The following is a 15123-nucleotide window of genomic DNA, read 5'->3' on the forward strand; positions in this document are numbered from 1 at the left end:
GCGGCGGATCAACCTGGAGCCCGCCGATGAAACAAGACGATCGCAATGCGTTGCGGAACCTGCAGTACCTGTCGTTGCTGGAGGCGACCACGCTCGTCGTGCTGGTGTGCGTCGCCGTGCCGCTCAAGCATCTGGCCGGCTACCCGGTCGCGGTATCGATCATGGGGCCGGTCCACGGCATCGCGTTCGCGATGTACGTGTGGGCGGTCGTCGGCACCGCATCGAGCGGGCTGTGGAGCAGGGGCGACGTCGCGCGGCTCGTGCTGTCGGCCGTCGTGCCGTTCGCGGGGCTGGCGAGCGCGGGATGGATCGCGCGCCGGAGGCACGCGCGATGATCTACCTGATGATGAAGACCGTGCACGTGGCGGCCGTCGTCACGTTCGTCGGCGGGCTGCTGATGCTGTCCGTCGGTGTCCGGATCGCGAACCTCGCCGTGCATCGTGCGGTGCGGCGCTGGGATCGCACGGTGACGGCGCCTGCACTCGCGATCGTCTGGATCACGGGGATCGCGATCGCGCTGAGCGGTCACTGGTTCGGCGCGGCGTGGCTGTCGGTGAAGCTTGCGATCGTCGTCGCGCTGTCGGCGCTGCACGGCATGCTGGCCGGCACGCTGCGGCGCATGGAGCGCGACGATCTCGTCGTCGTGCCGACACCGTGGCTCGGGCAGGCGGCGGGCGCGGTCGTGGCCGCGACGGCGATCGTCGTCGGGCTGGTCGTGATCAAGCCGTTCTGACGAGTGCCGTTTCGACCGCCGCCAGCGTACGGCGCCGGATCCAGCCGCTTCCCAGCCGGATCGCGAGCCAGTACGGCGTGAGCAGCCAGCGCGTGCGCTCGCTCGGGCAGTGGATGAACGTTTCCGTGCGCAGCATGTGCGCGCCCGATGCGAGCCCGACGACCTCGAAGCGGAGCACCAGCTTCGCATCGCGCGGGTCGTCGTGCCGCACGAAGGCCGTTGCGTCGGCGATCGTTCGAACGTCGGGCGTGGGACGCCAGAAGCGGCCGACGAGGCCGAGCGACAGCGACGTGTCGTCGCGGTGGAGCAGCGTGAACGAGTCGAAGCCGAAGCGCGCGTGTTCGGGGCGGGCCGGCCCGTTGCGGAGCGCACCGGCGACGGCGGCCGGGAATTCGCGCACCACGAGCAGTGCGTCGATGACGGGATCGGCGCGCATGTCGAGCGACGCGACGGCGTCGATGATGCGCGCGGGCGGCGCGTCGATCGGCTGCGATTCATGCACTTCGTGGAACCCGAACGACGGGATGAACGGCGGCTTGCGCGCCGAGGTCCGGGTGCTCGATTCGGAGACGATGCCGAGCGCGTTCATCGCGGCTCCTGAAGGGGGCAAAGCGCGATCGTAGCACCGGGCGCGAATTTGCGTCGCGCCGTTTCCGCGACGCGCATCGTGCTGCACTGCACGCACAAAAAAAGCCCGGAAACTTGCGTTCCCAGGCCTGGAGACCATCAACGACGATGGTGGAGGAGACGATGTCGTCCCGATGCGCGCCGCCCTTCTGCAGGCGACGTCGCGCAGGTTTCGCGGTCAGATCGCCCAGCCGCCGAGATAGAACGTGACGAGCACGGCCGCGATGAGCACGGTGCCGACGTTCAGCTTGCGGAATTCGCCGCTGGCGATGCGGCCGATCACGAGCGTCGAGAAGCCGAGCATGATGCCCGTCACGATGTTCGCGGTCAGCACGATGAACACCGCGCACACGAGGCCCGACATCGCGTCGACCATGTCGTCCATGTGCAGCTTGCTCACGCTGCCGAGCATCAGCAGGCCGACGTACATCAGCGCGGGTGCGGTGGCGTACGACGGCACGAGGCCCGCGAGCGGCGAGAAGAACATCACGACGAGGAACAGCAGGCCGACCACGGCGGCCGCGAGGCCCGTCTTCGCGCCGGCGGCCACGCCGACGCTCGACTCGATGTAGGCCGCCGCCGGCGCGCCGCCGAGGAAACCGGAGAAGATCGAGCTGATCGAATCGGCGGTCAGCGCGCGGCCGCCGTTGATGATGCGGCCGTTCTCGTCGAGCTGGCCGGCCTGGCCCGCGACCGCACGGATCGTGCCGGTCGCGTCGAACACGGCGGTCATCACCAGCGCCAGCACGCTCGGCAGCACGGCCATCGACAGCGCGCCCTTGATGTCCATCGCGCCGATCAGCGATGCATGGCCCGGTGCGCTCAGCGACGGCAGCGCGAAGACGCCGTGGTACTTCACGGCGGGATCGAAGATCAGCCCGAAGATCGAGATCGCGATCACGACGAGCAGGATGCCGCCCGGCACGCGACGCTTCTCGAGGCCGAAGATCGCGGCGAGGCCGACGACGGACATGATCACCGGGAGGGCGGTGATCTGGCCGAGCGAGACCGGCAGGCCGGCGCCCGGGTTCTTGATCACGAGGCCGACGTCGTTCGACGCGATCAGCAGCAGGAACAGGCCGATGCCGATCCCGGTGCCGTGCGCGACGCCCGCGGGCAGGTTGCGCAGGATCCACGAGCGCACGCCGGTCACCGAGATGCCGGTGAACACGAGGCCCATCAGGAACACGGCGCCGAGCGCGACCGTCGGATGCAGCCCCTTGCCGAGCACGAGGCCGAACGCGGTGAACGCGGTCAGCGAGATCGCGCAGCCGATCGCGATCGGCAGCTTCGCCCACAGGCCCATCAGCAGCGAGCCGAACGCGGTCGTGAGGCAGACCGCGACGAACACCGCGCTCGTGTCGAAGCCGGCCTTGCCGAACATGCCGGGCACGACGAACACGGAATAGACCATCGCGAGGAAGGTGGTGACGCCGGCGACGATCTCGGTGCGTTGCGTGCTGCCGCGCGACGAAATGCCGAAGTACCGGTCGATGACTCCCTGGGTGCCAAAGTCAGATTCTGCCGCGCCGACGTCGACCGTCGGCTGCACCGGGGTATCACTCATGAGCTTGCTCCTTTATCAGCATGCTGAAACGGCCCGTAGCGAACCGTCGTCAGGGTGTCTCGTATCTAGTTGGGATTTGTCGGCAACGTCGTGGGGACGAATGACGCGTGATGCGTGTCGTTACGTGCGAATCGAAACGATCGCGAGGGTGTCGCGTCGGACGACGCGTGGTGTGGTCGACCCCGTCACGTGTGCTTTGCCGTAGCGAAGGTTAGGCGAGCGGCCCATCACGTCCCATCGGGGGAAGTGCATGCAGCGCATGTCGCAGCGCTTATATCGGCGTGCAACCGGGCTCCGTCGCGACGACACGCGTGTATACGCCTAGTTCGAATCCGTTAAGGCGACTATTTGAATGCAGGGTCGACGGGCAGGGCGGGAGCGGGTGAGGCATTGAATCTTACGAATATCTTTCATCGAGGCGGTGCACGCGCATGAAAACGGCAGCGCGAGACGCGGTGCGCGGCCGTGTACAAGCGGCACCCGGATGATACCGGTGCCGCACGCGGCTTGCGCTCGCGCGTTCCGGCCCTCGTCGCTTCGGTCACGCCGATCGCGTCAGGCGCTTGCGAGATGCGCGAGGTACGCGCAGAACATGTCGGCCATCGCGGTCGAATAGGCGTCGATTTCCGCCGGTGTGCGCGCGGTTTCGGAGAACGCCTTGCCGCCCGACGTGAGCGTCGTCATGACCAGCTCGCAGGCGAGCGCATGCGTGGTGTCGGGCACGCCGGGCAACGCTTCGCGCATGAACGCGTTGAAGACCCGGTTGCCTTCGGCTTTCACTTCCTGCGCTTCGGGGGCATCGCGATAAAGCGGTGCGGCATCGTCGAGCGCGATGCGCATGCTTGCCTCGTCGCATTCCGACTGAATGAACGCATGGACGGCCGTGCGCAGTCGCTCGGGCGGCGTCTTCTGCGTGTCCTGCAGTATCTGGCACAGCATGTCCGACGTCTGCCGCCATTCGTCGTGCTGCAGCCGGAACAGCACCGACGCCTTGTTCGGGAAGTACTGATACAGCGAGCCGACGCTCACGCCGGCGCGCTCGGCGACGCGCGCCATCGTGAAGCGCTGCGCGCCTTCGGTCGCCAAAACCTGAACAGCAGCCTGGAGGACGTCTTCGACGAGACGGGTCGAGCGCGCCTGCCGAGGCAGCTTGCGCGTGGCAATCGGGGCGTTTCGGCGGTCGGTCATGGGCGGTTGGCCAATGCGAATAGTAAAACCTGAATAGTTCGTCATATTCTAGTCGGGCGCACTGACGCACTCAACCTGACACCGGAGATCCGCATGACCACCCTGATTCACGACCCGCTGGCGTCGCTGCTCGCGCGCCTGTTCGACGAAGCCGAGGCGGCGTCGCCCGCGACGAGCCCGGCCTTCGCCGACCTGTCGCGCGACGAGCAGGCGCGGCTGATGCGCAGCAAGACGGACTACACCGATCTGTATGCGCGCCTGAAGGACTATCCGCTTCCCGTGTCGCGCGAGACGGGCACGCTGCTGTACATGCTCGCGCGCAGCCGCGGCGCGCGAGCGATCGTCGAGTTCGGCACGTCGTTCGGCATTTCGACGCTGCATCTCGCGGCCGCGCTGCGTGACAACGGCGGTGGCCGGCTGATCACGAGCGAGTTCGAACCGTCGAAGGTCGCGCGCGCGAGGGCGAACCTGACGGCGGCCGGGCTCGCCGATCTCGTGGAGATTCGCGAAGGCGATGCGCTGCGCACGCTGGCCGCCGATCTTCCGGATTCGGTCGACCTGTTGCTGCTCGACGGCGCGAAGGGGCTGTATCCGGAGATCCTGGCGCGGGTCGAACCTCACCTCGGCGCGGGGGCGTTCGTCGTGGCCGACAACGCGGAATACAGCCCCGACTACCTCGCGTACGTGCGCGCGCCGGAAAACGGCTATCTGTCGGTGCCGTTCGGCGGCGATGTCGAATTGTCGATGCGGATACGCTGAACGGGCGTAACGCGGGTGTCGACGCTTTCACGCTTCCGCGCATGAAAGACAGGAAAACTGAATGAATGGCGGCGTGGCAGCGCGGCGGAAGGAAGCGGGAAGATGCCCGGTGCCGGCGGCGCCGGGCGTTACCTCACTTCACTTCAGGAACACATAACGCGCGAAGTAAGGAAAGCGTCCGACCGCATGCTCGGTCGTGCACGTCGCGGCCGGCGGCGTGCCGCCCGCCGTGTCGAGCCGCTGCACGAAGCGTACGCCGGCAAGCGTGCCGGTGGCGGCCGGCGTGGCCGCGAGCAGCAGTTGAGGAACGCTGCCCGGGCGTGCGCTCGGCGCTTCCTCGAGCTTCTTGCCGGTGATGCGGCTGCCGTCGAGTGCCTCCCACGACGGGCCCGCGCCGTGCCGGACGACGAGGGTGCCGCCGGCATCGAACAGCAGCGCTTCGGGGTACTGGAATGCCCACGCGAGCCGGTGCCCGGCATCGTATTCGCAGGCATAGACCTGCATGCCGCTCGCGGTGGTCGACAGCACCGGCGTGGCCGGCTCGGGCGGCGCGAGGCCGGCGGCCTCGTCGGCATGCGCGGGCGCGATGAACGCCGCGCAGGAAAGACCGGCCGCAAGGGCCAGCAGCATGTCGCGTGTCGGGGAACGGCTGGGCATGGCGGAGCGTCCTCTCAGGTCGTGTGAAGTCGATCTCGTCAACACTAGACGCCGATGGCGCGGGCCGCAACCCGGAAATGACAATCGCGGCGATAGCGGCCGCGATTGTCCGGGGAAGGCGGATGCGCGATCAGCGGATCGCAACCGGGTTGATGTTGACCTGCGTGGAGCCGACGTACAGCGGCTGGCCGAGCACGAACAGGAATTCCCACGCCTTGTCGCGCACCAGCGCGCGGCTGTCGATCAGCTCCAGGTTGTAGATGCCGCGCTTCGCGAGCATGTACTGGTTGATCGGGAATTCATCCTGCGTGTGCGGATTCGGATAGACCTCCGACGCCCACGTGTCGCCGCCGAACGCGACGATCCCCTGGTCGGCCAGCCATTTCGCGGCTTCCATGCCGATGCCGGGCTCGACTTCGAGGAACTGCTTGTTGTCCTTGCCGATCAGCTCGAGCCAGCCGGTGTTGAACAGCACGACGTCGCCCTTGCGCAGCGTCAGCCCCTGCTTCTTCAGCACGGCCTGGATGTCGGCGACCGTGAACTCGGTGCCGCCCGGCACGATCGGCTTACCGTAGTAAGCGGTCATGTCGAGCACGACGCCGCGCGTGACGATCGGCGGCACCTTTTCGACGCCGAGCTTCTTCACGCCGTCGACGGTCACGAAATCGGCCGCCCGGTTGCCGTTGTAGTACACGTTGTCGATGCCGATGTGCCCGATGCCGTTGAGCTGCGTGCCGACGCCGGTCCACGCGTTCACGAGCTCGTCGTTGAACGTGAACCTGTTCGGGCCGAGGCTCTTGCCGGCCTGCTGGCCGACTTGCACGTTGTACAGGCGGAAGCTGCGGTGGCGGAATGCCGGCAGGTTCTTGTCCACCGGCACGGCCAGCGGATAGGTCTTGCCGGCCTTCACGAGGCCGACGGCCTGCTTGACGACGTCGGGTGTCAGCAGGTTGGCCGCGCCGATTTCGTCGTTCGCGCCGTAGACGGACGGATACCAGTCGGCCGCGGGTGCGGCCGGCGCGGCGTGCGCCGCCTGGGCCGCCGCGAACGGCAGGATCGCGGCGAGCGCGAGCCGGGCGAGCGTTGCTTTCATTCCGGACTCCGGTGAATCGTCACGCCGCGGCTTGCGCGAGCGTCGGGTAATCGGTCAGGCCCCGGGCACCGCCGCCGAACAGCGTGTTGCGGTCGTGCGGCGCGAGCGTGGCGCCGGTGCGCAGGCGTTCGGGCAGGTCGGGGTTCGCGACGAACGGGCGGCCGAACGCGACGAGGTCGGCCCAGCCGGCGGCGATCGCTTCGCGTGCGCGCTCGGCGGTGTACGCGCCGGCGTAGATCAGCACGCCCGGGTACGCGGCGCGCAGCTGCTGCTTGAATGCGACCGGCATCAGCGGCGCGTCGTCCCAGTCGGCTTCCGCGATGTGCAGGTAGCCGACGCCGAGCTCGCCGAGCAGCTTCGCGGCGGCGAGGTAGGTCGTTTCCGGATCGTCGTCGACGCAGCCGTTCAGCGTGGTCAGCGGCGCGAGGCGGATGCCGACGCGCGATGCGTCGCCGGTGCCTTCGATCAGCGCCTGCGTGACTTCACGCAGGAAGCGCAGCCGGTTCTCCAGCGAGCCGCCGTATTGGTCGGTACGCGTGTTCGCGTTCGAATCGATGAACTGGTTGACGAGGTAGCCATTCGCGCCGTGCAGCTCGACGCCGTCGAAGCCGGCTTCGATCGCGTGGCGCGCGGCGGCGCGGTACTGGTCGACGATCTCGCGGATTTCGTCGACGGAGAGCGCGCGCGGCTCGGATGCCTGCACGAAGCCCGGCGTGCTGCCGTCTTCACCGGCGATGAACACGTTCACGCCCTTCGCCTGGAGCGGCGACGACGATACGGGTTGCGCGCCGCCGAGCAGGCTCGTGTGGCTCAGGCGGCCGACGTGCCATAGCTGCGCGAAGATGCGGCCGTGCGCGGCATGCACGGCGTCCGTCACCTTGCGCCAGCCGGCGACCTGCGACGGCGTGTGAATGCCGGGCGTCCATGCGTAGCCCTTGCCGAGCGGCGCGATGTAGGTGCCTTCGCTGACGATCAGGCCCGCACTCGCGCGCTGCGCGTAATACGCGGCCATCAGTTCGTTGGCTTCGTCGCCGGGCTGGCTGGCGCGCGAACGCGTCATCGGCGGCATCACGATGCGGTTCGGCAGCGTTAGCGCGCCGAATTGCAGCGGTTGGAAAAGCGGGTCCTGGGTCATGATGGAGTCCTGTCGGGGCCGCGGCCGGCTGGCCGCGGACGATTCGATTGAGAGAGCGGTGCGCTTAGTCCCACTTCGGCGCGAGGCCGGCCGGGTCGACTTCGCGGCCGTTGCGCTCCAGCGCGGCGATCTGCGCCATGTCTTCGTCGGTCAGGCGCAGCGTCTGCGCGAGCAGGTTGCTCGCGAGGTTCTCGCGTTTCGTCGACGACGGAATCACCGAGTAGCCGAGCTGCAGCGCCCACGCGAGCGCGACCTGTGCCGGTGTCGCGTCGTGACGCTGTGCGATCGCGCCGATCACCGGGTCGCCGAGCACCTTGCCGTACGCGAGCGTCATGTACGACGTCACGTGGATGCCTTCGGCGTTCAGGAACTCGACGAGCTTGCGGTTCTGCAGGTACGGGCTCAGTTCGATCTGGTTCGTCGCGATCGCATCCTTGCCGACGGCCGCGATCGCTTCCTTCGTCAGTTCGATGTTGAAGTTCGAGATGCCGATCTGGCGCGTGAGGCCCTTCGCCTTCGCGTCGGCCAGCGCGGTCATGAACGCCTCGATCGACACGCCGTTGCCCGGGGCCGGCCAGTGGATCAGCGTCAGGTCGACATAGTCGGTGCGCAGCTTGCGCAGGCTTTCCTCGAGGCTCGCGACCAGCTTTTCCGGTGCGTAGTTGTCGACCCAGATCTTCGTCGTGAGGAACAGGTCTTCGCGGCGCACGCCCGATGCGGCGATCGCTTCACCGACTTCGGCTTCGTTGCCGTAGATCTGCGCGGTGTCGATCGCGCGGTACCCGACTTCGAGGCCGTTGCGCACCGAATCGATGACCACCTGGCCTTGCAGGCGGAACGTACCGAGGCCGAATGCGGGAATGTTGCTCATCAAGTGCTCCTGAAAGGGGTGGAACGGTTGCGGTATGGAAGTCATTCTGGCGCTTGATACTGATGAGATAAACGCCTTTAGAGGTCAAAAATATTTGATTTGAATTCAAATATCGGTCGTGCGGCGGGCTCGCTCGAGGCCGTTGCCGGCCTTATGCGGCGCGCGTCTGCGCGTTTGCCTTCGTCTTCGCGTGGAATGCCGGCAGCACGTCCGACGCGATCTCGGCCATCGTCTCGTCGAGCGGGCGGCGGTTGCGGCGGAAATGCAGGCCGATGTGCCGCACGCCCGCGTCGCGCATCGCCGCGAGTTCTTCCGTCAGCGCGATGCGTCCGGCGCGGGCGCCGAAGCGGTGGCGCTGCAGCGGCTCGTGCGGATCTTCCGCGAGGTCGAGGTGGATGAAGCTCACGTACGGCTTGTCGCCGGCCACCGCGCGCCAGTTCGCGGCGCGCTGCGCATGGTCGGCCGGCGTGCCCGGATACGCGAGGCAGCCGTCCATGTGTTCGCCGATCCACGCGGGCGTCTGCTGGGCGAGACCCGCGACGAGCAGCGGCACCGGCGAGCGCGCGGCCGGCAGCACCTCGAGGCCCGGCGGCAGGTGCCCGCGCGCGCCGTCGCGCAGCAGCGCGACCTGGTCGCGGAAATTCGCGCCGCGCGACGCGAAGTCGCGGCCGAACAGCGGATATTCGACCGGCCGGTCGCCGCTCGCGACGCCGAGCATCAGGCGGCCGCCGCTCAGTTCCTGGATCGTCGCGGCCGATTTCAGCGTCAGCAGCGGCTCGCGCAGCGGCAGCACGACGGCCGCCGTGCCGAGCAGGATGTCGTTCGTGATGCCGGCGAGGTAGCCGAGATACGAGAACGTTTCGAACACCTGCGCGGCGTCGCCGAACGACGGGTCGTACACCGGCACGTCGCGCACCCAGAGCGCGCGGAAGCCGAGCGTGTCGGCCAGCTGCGCAAGCTCCGCGTGGATCGCCAGGTCGGGCACGCCGGGGCGGCGGCCCTGTTGCTGGCGCTTCGCGTCGCCGGCCGGCGACCAGTCGTTGTCGAGCGGCAGTTCGATGCCGACGCTGAAGCCGCCGTCGGCGAGTTTATCGAGTGAAGTGGACATGGTCGGGCTCCGTTCAGACCGCGCGCAGGCTGCCTTCGAGGCGGTAGAAATCGAGCGACGCCGCCGTGAAGAACGAGCGCGACGTGCCGGCGGCGAAATCGTCGACATGCACGACCGTCGCGCGGTCGGCTTCCTGCCACGAGATCGCGTAGGTGTCGCCGGCGACGTGCTGCCACGTGTATTCGACTTCACCCTTCGCGCCCGCGTACGGGCCTTCGGTGATCTCGTAGCGCATGTGGAGGCCGTCCTCGTCGTACGCGTTGAGCGCGGTGAGGCCGTCGTAACGGACTTCGAAAGTCTTGCCGGCGAACGGCGGACGTTGGGTCGATGCGTTCATGCTGGTTGGCTCCTGCAAAAAGTGACGTTCAATGAGCGAGTTCGACGGGTTCGGCCGTGCGTTCCGGCAGCCCGTGGCGGCGGTCGAGACGGCCGCTCAGCGCGGTGAGCGCGAACGCGCCGAGCGTGACGACGGCGGCGATCCACGGCGTGTGGCCGAGGCCGACGTTCGCGACGATCAGGCCGCCGAGCGACGAGCCGCCGGCCACACCGAGGTTGAAGGCGGCGATGTTGAAGCCCGATGCGACGTCGGTGGCGTCCGGCGCGAAGTGGCGCGCCTGCTTGACGACGTACACCTGCAGCCCCGGCACGTTGCCGAACGCGACCGCGCCCCATGCGAGCATCGTCAGCACCGCGAGCCATTTCACGTGGATCGTGAAGGTCAGCGCGAGCAGCACGATCGCGAGCAGCAGGAAGATCCGCTTGAGCGCCTTCACGGGGCCGACGGCGTCCGCGAGCTTGCCGCCCCACACGTTGCCGAACGCGACCGACACGCCGTAGCCGACGAGCACGAGGCTGACCTGCGACGGCGTGAAGCCGGCGATCTGTTCGAGCAGCGGCGCCATGTACGTGAACGCGATCAGCGAGCCGCCGTAGCCGACGGCCGTCATCGCATAGACGAGCAGCAGGCGCGGCTGGGCCAGCACGCGCAGCTGGCGGGCGAGCGGCGCCGGCGGCGTCTGCGGCAGGCCGCGCGGCACGAACGCCACCGCGCCGAGGAACGCGACGAGGCCGAACAGCGCGACGATCAGGAACGTCGCGCGCCAGCCGAAGTGCTGGCCGATGAAGGTGCCGAGCGGAATCCCGGCGACGAATGCGACGGTCATTCCGCTGAACATCGTCGCGATCGCGCTGGCGGCCTTGTCTTTCGGCACGAGCGTGGTCGCGATGATCGAGCCGACCGAGAAGAACACGCCGTGCGCGAGGCCGGTGAGCACGCGCGCGACGATCAGCGATTCGTAGCCCGGCGCCTGCCAGGCGACGAGGTTGCCGACGGTGAAGAGCGCCATCAGCCCGGCGAGCAGCGTCTTGCGCGGCACGCGGCCGGTGAGCGCGGTGAGCAGCGGCGCGCCGATGGCGACGCTCAGCGCATAGAGGCTGACGAGCAGGCCGGCCGACGGCAGGCTGACGCCGAGATCGGCGCCGATCGTCGGGATCAGCCCGACGATCACGAATTCGGTCGTGCCGATGGCAAAGGCGCTGATGGTCAGCGCAAGCAGGGCGAGTGGCATGATGGGATCCAGGTTCCAGTAAGGATGGATCGCAGTGTGCCGACTTTACTTTTGCGGAAAAACTGGTCTATAAACCAAATTGTTTTGATTTCAGATCAACAATGAAGATCACGCTAGACGAACTCCAGGCCTTTGCCGCCGTGGTCGACACCGGTTCGATCACCGCGGCGGCCCAGCAGCTCGACCTCACCGTGTCGGCCACGAGCCGCACGCTCGCGCGGCTCGAGGAGAAGCTGAAGACCACCCTGCTGCGCCGGACCACGCGCCGGCTCGAACTGACCGAGGAAGGGCGCGCGTTCCTGCAGGACGCGCGCGCGATCATCGAATCGGTCGAGACGGCGGAAGAGCAGATGCTCGCGCGGCGCGAGATGCCGTCGGGGCGGCTGCGCGTCGATGCGGCGACGCCGTTCATGCTGCACGTGATCGTGCCGCTCGTGCGCGGCTATCGCGAACGCTTCCCGAAAGTCGAGCTGGAACTGAACAGCAACGAGGGCATCATCGACCTGCTGGAGCGGCGCACCGACGTCGCGATCCGGATCGGGCGGCTGAAGGATTCGACGCTGCACAGCCGGCGCATCGGCAACAGCCGGCTGCGCATCTTCGCGAGCCCCGCGTATCTCGAAGCGCACGGCCAGCCGCGCAAGGTCGAGGAGCTCGGCAAGCACACGCTGCTCGGCTTCACGCAGCCCGAATCGCTGAACGTGTGGCCGATCCTCGGCGCGGACGGCGAAGCGTGCCGCATCGAGCCGGACATCTGTTCGTCGAGCGGCGAGACGTTGCGGCAGCTCGCGCTGGAGGGCGCGGGTGTCGTCTGCCTGTCGGATTTCATGACCGCGCAGGATCGCGAGGCCGGGCGGCTCGTGCAGGTGCTCGCGCGCCAGACGCTCGAGGTCGAACAGCCGATCAACGCGGTGTATTACCGGAATACCGCGATTTCGTCGCGGATCGCGTCGTTCGTCGATTACATGATCGAGGTGCTGGGCGGCGGGAGCGGCGGCAGCGATGCGCCGGCGCGGCGCAAGGCGGCGTGGATGGGGACGGTGTAGCCGGGGCGGCTGCATCGTTGCCGCCGGGCGCCGTTCCCGCGCGGGACAGCTCGGCGGACGTCCTCCGGCCGAAGCGAACGGCGCGGAGGCGGGCGGTGCGCGGCGGGCGCGCCGATGTGATCCGGCATGCCGACGGCGCGTGCGCCGCCGACATGCCGTCGCGTGCCGCGCGTCCTACGCTTCCTCGGACCACGACATCCCGTCGCGCGCGAGCAGCGCCGACGAAGCCGCGGGCCCGAACGTGCCGGCCGTGTACAGGCGCGGCCGGTCGCCGAGCTGCTTCCAGCCGTCGAGGATCGGCTCGACCCACGACCAGGCGGCTTCGAGCTCGTCGCGCCGCATGAAGTGCGTGAGGCGGCCGCGGATCACGTCGATCAGCAGCCGTTCGTATGCTTCCGCGCGCCGCTCCGGAATCGCCTGCTGCAGGTCGAGATTCAGGCTCACGGGCACCATGTTCATCCCGCTGCCCGGTTCCTTCGCGAGCATCTGCAGCTGGATCGACTCTTCCGGCTGAAGCTGGATCACGAGGCGGTTGCTGTAGTGGCGCGGGCCGGTCGGGATGATCGAGAACGGCATGTCCGCGAACTCGATCACGATTTCCGACTGGCGGCGCTGCAGCCGCTTGCCGGTGCGCAGGAAGAACGGGACGTTCGCCCAGCGCCAGTTGTTGATGTGCGCGCGCAGCGCGACGAAGGTTTCCGCGCGGCTGTCGGCCGGCACGTTGTCTTCCTCGAGATAGCCCTTGACCGGCTGGCCGTCGACCGCACCGGCCGTGTACTGGCCGCGCACCGTGTCGCGCGCGACGTCGGAGAGCGCCATCGGCCGCAGCGAGCGCAGCACCTTCAGCTTCTCGTCGCGCACCGCGTCCGGGTCGAGCGACACGGGCGGCTCCATCGCGACGATGCACAGCAGCTGCAGCAGGTGGTTCTGCACCATGTCGCGCAGCGCGCCGGTATGGTCGTAGAAGCCCGCGCGGCTGCCGACACCCACCGTCTCCGCCACCGTGATCTGCACGCTGCGGATGCTCGGCGCCTGCCACAGCGGCCCGAAGATCGGGTTGCCGAAGCGCAGCACCATCAGGTTCTGCACGGTTTCCTTGCCGAGATAGTGGTCGATCCGGTAGATCTGCGATTCCTCGAAGTGCTTGCCGACCGCATTGTTGATCGCCTTCGCGGACGCGAGGTCGTGACCGAGCGGTTTTTCGAGGACGACGCGCGAGTGCCTGTCGACGAGATGCGCGGCCGACAGGTTGTCGCAGATCGTCGTGAACAGCTCCGGCGACGTCGACAGGTAGAACACGCGGATCGCGTCGCCGCGCGCCGCTTCCGCGAGCCGCAGGTAGTCGTCCGGCGCGTTCACGTCGATCAGCACGTACTTGAACAGGTCGAGGAAACGGCTCCAGGCGGCGGGATCGAACGCCTTTTCGTCGATGAACGGGCGCGACTGCTCGTCCATGAACTTGCGATAGCCGTCGATGCCCCAGTCGCGGCGGCCGACCGCGATGATGCGCGTCTCGGGCGGCAGGTTGCAGTGCAGGTGCGCCATGTACAGCGCGGGCAACAGCTTGCGGGCGGCCAGGTCGCCGCCGCCGCCGAAGATGATCATGTCAACGGGCCGGTCGGCCGCGGTCTGGGTAGGCTGATTCGTCATGGGAGGTTCGCGTCTGAAACGGTGAGCGTGGAACGAACGTCGAGGCACAGGGCGCCGGTACGGCAAAACCCTAATAGTGCACGCATTTGATGGATCGCGTGTGTGTCCGTTTCCTGTCGCGCAGCTGGCGGATGGGTCGCAGGCGGGTTGCAGGCGGTGCGGGCGTTGAAGGAGCCGGGCCGCTGCCGGAGCGGGCGAGCGGCATGGACGGTCGTCGGGCGGCGGCTCGCCGGCAGGGTGTGGCGCCGCCGGCCTGCGAGCCGCGTCGCCTCACTCGATCGGTACGGCGACCGGCACACGCATCCGGTACAGCGACACGGCCTGGATCGCGAGCGTACAGACGATCGCGAAACCGTCGGCCGGAATCGGGTCAAGCCGCGTGAGCGTCAGGCTCGGCACATGAAAGAACGCTGCGAAGCTCGGCAGCCCGGTGGCCGTCCCGCCCGCGTGAGCGCGCGACTGCCCGCCGAGCGCTCAGCGCCCCAGCGCGTAAAACTCCGCGTTCGGCCGCATGTTCGTCACGTTCGCGATGCGATTGGACATGCCGAAGAAGGCCGAGATCGCTGCGATGTCCCAGATGTCTTCTTCGACGAAGCCCTGCGACTTGAGCGTGTCGAAATCCGCTTCGCCGACCTGGTGCGCGGCCTGCGACACCTTCATCGCGAAGTCGAGCATCGCCTTCTGCCGGGCGGTGATGTCGGCCTTGCGATAGTTGGTGGCGACCTGGTCGGCAATCAGCGGATCCTTCGCGCGAATGCGCAGGATCGCACCGTGCGCGATCACGCAGTACTGGCACTGGTTCACGCTGCTGGTGGCCACGACGATCATTTCCCGTTCGGCCTTGCTCAGGTTGCCCGGCTTGTCCATCAGCGCGTCGTGGTAAGCCATGAACGCGCGAAACTCGTCCGGGCGATGCGCGAGGGTCAGGAAGACGTTCGGGATGAAGCCCGACTTCTCCTGGACGGCCGCGATGCGTTCGCGAATGTCCTCGGGCAGGTCTTCGAGCGCGGGCACGGGAAAGCGGCTGATGGGGGCGGTGCTTGCGGCGGTCATGAGGTCTCCTGGATAAGACGGCGCGGCCGCGCTCGATGCGCGGGCGGCCGTCCGAAAAACGAAGCGCC

At 67.9% G+C, this 15123-nt stretch carries 17 protein-coding genes; 4 read left to right on the forward strand and 13 right to left on the reverse strand.

Annotation, left to right across the window (positions count from 1 at the left end; all coding sequences use genetic code 11):
- Positions 1-26: 26 nt before the first annotated feature.
- Positions 27-335 (forward strand): DUF3817 domain-containing protein, encoded by a 309-nt coding sequence (locus E9536_RS16445; RefSeq protein WP_027790418.1) that lies wholly within the window; start codon positions 27-29, stop codon positions 333-335.
- Complete coding sequence (locus E9536_RS16450; protein ID WP_027790419.1) at positions 332-733, forward strand: CopD family protein; 402 nt, start codon at positions 332-334, stop codon at positions 731-733. Before E9536_RS16445 ends, E9536_RS16450 begins: the two co-directional genes overlap by 4 nt.
- On the opposite strand, the gene E9536_RS16455 is transcribed toward E9536_RS16450, so the two are convergent.
- From E9536_RS16455 to E9536_RS16465, 3 genes are all read right to left on the reverse strand, one after another.
- Positions 720-1322 (reverse strand): hypothetical protein, encoded by a 603-nt coding sequence (locus E9536_RS16455; protein ID WP_136470183.1) that lies wholly within the window; start codon positions 1320-1322, stop codon positions 720-722. The genes E9536_RS16450 and E9536_RS16455 overlap by 14 nt on opposite strands.
- Positions 1323-1538: 216 nt before the next feature.
- Positions 1539-2927: an NCS2 family permease gene (locus tag E9536_RS16460; RefSeq protein ID WP_021156467.1), complete on the reverse strand. Its 1389-nt coding sequence runs from the start codon at positions 2925-2927 to the stop codon at positions 1539-1541.
- Positions 2928-3482: 555 nt separating this feature from the next.
- Positions 3483-4160, reverse strand: coding sequence for a TetR family transcriptional regulator (locus E9536_RS16465; protein ID WP_059699780.1), 678 nt, complete (start codon positions 4158-4160; stop codon positions 3483-3485).
- Between the two features lie 48 nt (positions 4161-4208).
- Between E9536_RS16465 and E9536_RS16470 the strand changes: the two genes are divergently transcribed.
- On the forward strand, positions 4209-4874 hold the full coding sequence (locus E9536_RS16470) for an O-methyltransferase (protein WP_136470184.1): 666 nt from the start codon (positions 4209-4211) through the stop codon (positions 4872-4874).
- A gap of 138 nt (positions 4875-5012) precedes the next feature.
- Here the strand turns inward: E9536_RS16470 and E9536_RS16475 are convergent, their stop codons facing one another.
- The 7 genes from E9536_RS16475 to E9536_RS16505 form a co-directional block, all read right to left on the reverse strand.
- Positions 5013-5531, reverse strand: coding sequence for a DUF3455 domain-containing protein (locus tag E9536_RS16475; RefSeq protein ID WP_136470185.1), 519 nt, complete (start codon positions 5529-5531; stop codon positions 5013-5015).
- A gap of 130 nt (positions 5532-5661) precedes the next feature.
- On the reverse strand, positions 5662-6624 hold the full coding sequence (locus E9536_RS16480; protein WP_059699774.1) for a cyclase family protein: 963 nt from the start codon (positions 6622-6624) through the stop codon (positions 5662-5664).
- Positions 6625-6643: 19 nt separating this feature from the next.
- Complete coding sequence (locus E9536_RS16485) at positions 6644-7759, reverse strand: alkene reductase (protein WP_060285916.1); 1116 nt, start codon at positions 7757-7759, stop codon at positions 6644-6646.
- 64 nt (positions 7760-7823) lie between these two features.
- Positions 7824-8630: a 2,5-didehydrogluconate reductase DkgB gene (gene dkgB / locus E9536_RS16490; protein ID WP_059708866.1), complete on the reverse strand. Its 807-nt coding sequence runs from the start codon at positions 8628-8630 to the stop codon at positions 7824-7826.
- A gap of 151 nt (positions 8631-8781) precedes the next feature.
- Positions 8782-9738, reverse strand: a complete 957-nt coding sequence (locus E9536_RS16495; RefSeq protein WP_060315630.1) for an LLM class oxidoreductase — start codon at positions 9736-9738, stop codon at positions 8782-8784.
- 13 nt (positions 9739-9751) lie between these two features.
- Positions 9752-10075 (reverse strand): hypothetical protein, encoded by a 324-nt coding sequence (locus tag E9536_RS16500; protein ID WP_060173973.1) that lies wholly within the window; start codon positions 10073-10075, stop codon positions 9752-9754.
- A gap of 28 nt (positions 10076-10103) precedes the next feature.
- On the reverse strand, positions 10104-11306 hold the full coding sequence (locus E9536_RS16505; protein WP_059699765.1) for an MFS transporter: 1203 nt from the start codon (positions 11304-11306) through the stop codon (positions 10104-10106).
- A gap of 101 nt (positions 11307-11407) precedes the next feature.
- Here E9536_RS16505 and E9536_RS16510 point away from each other — a divergent pair, with 101 nt between their 5' ends.
- Positions 11408-12352 (forward strand): LysR family transcriptional regulator, encoded by a 945-nt coding sequence (locus tag E9536_RS16510; protein WP_027790430.1) that lies wholly within the window; start codon positions 11408-11410, stop codon positions 12350-12352.
- Between the two features lie 174 nt (positions 12353-12526).
- Here the strand turns inward: E9536_RS16510 and zwf are convergent, their stop codons facing one another.
- From zwf to E9536_RS16520, 3 genes are all read right to left on the reverse strand, one after another.
- Positions 12527-14002 (reverse strand): glucose-6-phosphate dehydrogenase, encoded by a 1476-nt coding sequence (gene zwf, locus E9536_RS16515; RefSeq protein ID WP_060083781.1) that lies wholly within the window; start codon positions 14000-14002, stop codon positions 12527-12529.
- A 270-nt stretch (positions 14003-14272) separates the two neighbouring features.
- Positions 14273-14401, reverse strand: coding sequence for a hypothetical protein (locus tag E9536_RS42545; protein ID WP_282186918.1), 129 nt, complete (start codon positions 14399-14401; stop codon positions 14273-14275).
- A 75-nt stretch (positions 14402-14476) separates the two neighbouring features.
- Positions 14477-15055, reverse strand: a complete 579-nt coding sequence (locus E9536_RS16520; protein ID WP_048023467.1) for a peroxidase-related enzyme — start codon at positions 15053-15055, stop codon at positions 14477-14479.
- Between the last annotated feature and the right edge of the window lie 68 nt (positions 15056-15123).

It is taken from the genome of Burkholderia sp. LS-044 (assembly GCF_004803625.1).
Lineage (GTDB): Bacteria > Pseudomonadota > Gammaproteobacteria > Burkholderiales > Burkholderiaceae > Burkholderia > Burkholderia cepacia.

Bases quoted from the DNA above. Each gene is read 5' to 3' on its own strand.
- E9536_RS16485 (WP_060285916.1), bottom strand. From the start codon at position 7,759: ATGACCCAGGACCCGCTTTTCCAACCGCTGCAATTCGGCGCGCTAACG.
- E9536_RS16520 (WP_048023467.1), bottom strand. From the start codon at position 15,055: ATGACCGCCGCAAGCACCGCCCCCATCAGCCGCTTTCCCGTGCCCGCG.
- E9536_RS16510 (WP_027790430.1), top strand. From the start codon at position 11,408: ATGAAGATCACGCTAGACGAACTCCAGGCCTTTGCCGCCGTGGTCGAC.
- E9536_RS16500 (WP_060173973.1), bottom strand. From the start codon at position 10,075: ATGAACGCATCGACCCAACGTCCGCCGTTCGCCGGCAAGACTTTCGAA.
- E9536_RS16495 (WP_060315630.1), bottom strand. From the start codon at position 9,738: ATGTCCACTTCACTCGATAAACTCGCCGACGGCGGCTTCAGCGTCGGC.
- E9536_RS16480 (WP_059699774.1), bottom strand. From the start codon at position 6,624: ATGAAAGCAACGCTCGCCCGGCTCGCGCTCGCCGCGATCCTGCCGTTC.
- dkgB (WP_059708866.1), bottom strand. From the start codon at position 8,630: ATGAGCAACATTCCCGCATTCGGCCTCGGTACGTTCCGCCTGCAAGGC.
- zwf (WP_060083781.1), bottom strand. From the start codon at position 14,002: ATGACGAATCAGCCTACCCAGACCGCGGCCGACCGGCCCGTTGACATG.
- E9536_RS16455 (WP_136470183.1), bottom strand. From the start codon at position 1,322: ATGAACGCGCTCGGCATCGTCTCCGAATCGAGCACCCGGACCTCGGCG.
- E9536_RS16445 (WP_027790418.1), top strand. From the start codon at position 27: ATGAAACAAGACGATCGCAATGCGTTGCGGAACCTGCAGTACCTGTCG.
- E9536_RS16460 (WP_021156467.1), bottom strand. From the start codon at position 2,927: ATGAGTGATACCCCGGTGCAGCCGACGGTCGACGTCGGCGCGGCAGAA.
- E9536_RS16450 (WP_027790419.1), top strand. From the start codon at position 332: ATGATCTACCTGATGATGAAGACCGTGCACGTGGCGGCCGTCGTCACG.
- E9536_RS16470 (WP_136470184.1), top strand. From the start codon at position 4,209: ATGACCACCCTGATTCACGACCCGCTGGCGTCGCTGCTCGCGCGCCTG.
- E9536_RS16475 (WP_136470185.1), bottom strand. From the start codon at position 5,531: ATGCCCAGCCGTTCCCCGACACGCGACATGCTGCTGGCCCTTGCGGCC.
- E9536_RS16465 (WP_059699780.1), bottom strand. From the start codon at position 4,160: ATGACGAACTATTCAGGTTTTACTATTCGCATTGGCCAACCGCCCATG.
- E9536_RS16505 (WP_059699765.1), bottom strand. From the start codon at position 11,306: ATGCCACTCGCCCTGCTTGCGCTGACCATCAGCGCCTTTGCCATCGGC.